This window comes from Geofilum rhodophaeum, assembly GCF_002210225.1.
Lineage (GTDB): Bacteria > Bacteroidota > Bacteroidia > Bacteroidales > Marinilabiliaceae > Geofilum > Geofilum rhodophaeum.
Genome location: NZ_MWUJ01000053.1, coordinates 1 through 2,200, shown reverse-complemented (window position 1 = coordinate 2,200; position 2,200 = coordinate 1). Strand labels below are relative to the sequence as shown.

Genomic DNA, 2,200 nt, shown 5'->3' with positions numbered 1-2,200 from the left:
GTAAGCAGCAGGAATACACTACGACCGCACCCTGATTAAGGGCTCCCGCCCCTCCACCAGCACCCCAATGGGCTCAGTCGAAAAGCCATGCTGCCCCAACAAAGTCTCCACCTCTGGCGCAGCCGCCTCTTCCACGGCAATCAACAAGCCTCCACTCGTCTGTGCATCACAAAACAAAAGACGATCGGCATCGTTCTCCATCTCCACCAAGTGGCCATAACTGTCCCAGTTTCGGTGCGTACCACCCGGCACACAATTCAAGGCCAGGTACTCCGCCACCGCATTAAAGCGCGGCACCTTACTGGCCCACAGCTCAGCCGACACTCCGCTGCCCTCGCACATTTCGCTCAAATGCCCCAACAAACCAAAACCAGTTACATCGGTCAGGGCTTTTACTCCTGCAATGGCAGCCAAGTCCTGTCCAATCTTATTCAGTTTTGTCATCGACTCAGGTGCAAGTTGCGCATGTTCGGGCTTTAACAAGCCCTTTTTCTGCGCAGTAGTCAAAATCCCCACCCCGAGAGGCTTAGTCAGGTACAAACGACAACCGGCAGTTGCCTCATCGTTCCGCTTTAAGCGATCAATGGCCACACGACCGGTAACCGCCAAGCCAAATATGGGTTCCGGATTGTCGATACTGTGTCCACCAGCCAAAATAATACCCGCCTCCTTACAAGCCGCACGGCCACCCTCCAGCACCTGTCGGGCCACCTCAGGCGCCAGCTTATCAATGGGCCAGCCCAAAATAGCGATAGCCAGAAGTGGAGTGCCGCCCATAGCATAGACATCACTGATGGCATTCACCGCTGCAATACGACCAAAGGTGTAGGGATCATCTACAATGGGCATAAAAAAATCGGTGGTACTGATGATCGCCTCCCCATTGCCCAGATCGTAAACAGCCGCATCGTCGCGGCTGTCGTTACCCACCAACAGTCGCACATCGCTAAGCGGAGCACTTTGGCTCTCCAGGATGGTGGTTAATACCTTGGGTGCTATCTTACAGCCACAACCTGCACCGTGACTGTATTGTGTCATCTTTATATTATTCATAGTCATACAACATTAATCATCAAACAGCAAAATCAGCCTTTGCCGCTTCCTTCAACAACAATTCGGTATTTTCAAGAGAGTCGGTTGTTTTTGCAGGCAGCACAGTTACTTTAGCGGCATCCCGCATACTCAATCCCCGCCGATAAGTCTTATCGTAATAATGCAGCGTAAGCAGCGCCACTTCGTAAAAATCACGTGCATCAAGCAAATCCATACACTGCTGAGTGACCAGTCCCCCCAAACGCTTAGAAATGCGCGCCACCGCAGCCTTCAGTGGCGCCACGTCCTTGAAGGCATATTCCCGGGCCAGTAAAACAGCCCGCACCTCACGGGGAACATCCAGAAAAAAAACCGGTGCAGCCCGCATTCGTTGAAACAAGGGAATCGCAATATTAACTTTACCGATGTTGCAACTCTCATCCTCCAGCCAAACCGGCTTGCGAATATCAAAATGGCGCCATTGTTCAAACAGGTCGTTATTAAACTGCTCCGAGCTGGGCTGGGGGGTCTGACCAATAGCACCAAAGGCAGAGCCTTTGTGGTGCGCCAGGCCCTCCAGGTCCACCGCCTGATGACCTAATTCCATCAGACGCTCAATCACATGCGTCTTACCACTACCGGTATATCCACCTAAAATATGCAAAGACCAGTCGCGCGTAAAGGTATCCAGCACCAAAGTCCGGTAAGCCTTATAACCGCCCGTTATAGTTTGCACCTGCTTAAAGCCATTGTCGCGCAAATGTTGGGCAAAGGACTGACTGCGCATACCACCCCGCCAACAATGAACCACCAGCGGGCCACCTTGCGCAACCTTAGCGGCCTCCTCCACATACCACCGCAGCTTAGGCGCCACCAGCTCATAACCCAGGGCAATCGCCTTTTCTCGCGATTGCTGCTTGTAAACCGTACCCACCCGGGCACGCTCCTCATTATCGAAAAGAGGAATATTGACCGCACCTGGAATGTGCCCTTGCGCAAATTCACCAGGCGAACGTACATCAATCAAAGGCAGGGGCCTTCCCTGCTGGTAATATTCCTGAATGCTAATTTCCATAGACATGCCCGCAAAGTTAATGCTTTTTGCGGCTCATTGTCCTCCATCAACAATTCTTGCTTCACTCTGGAAGGGAAGTGGTGTAGAACAGCT

At 52.3% G+C, this 2,200-nt stretch carries 2 protein-coding genes; both read right to left on the bottom strand.

The genetic code is table 11. From position 1 onward, the window contains the following. Nucleotides 1-18 precede the first annotated feature (18 nt). On the bottom strand, nucleotides 19-1,053 hold the full coding sequence (selD, locus tag B4W65_RS16950; protein ID WP_205741323.1) for a selenide, water dikinase SelD: 1,035 nt from the start codon (nucleotides 1,051-1,053) through the stop codon (nucleotides 19-21). 19 nt (nucleotides 1,054-1,072) lie between these two features. Further along, on the bottom strand, nucleotides 1,073-2,113 hold the full coding sequence (mnmH, locus tag B4W65_RS16945; RefSeq protein WP_088656344.1) for a tRNA 2-selenouridine(34) synthase MnmH: 1,041 nt from the start codon (nucleotides 2,111-2,113) through the stop codon (nucleotides 1,073-1,075). Between the last annotated feature and the right edge of the window lie 87 nt (nucleotides 2,114-2,200).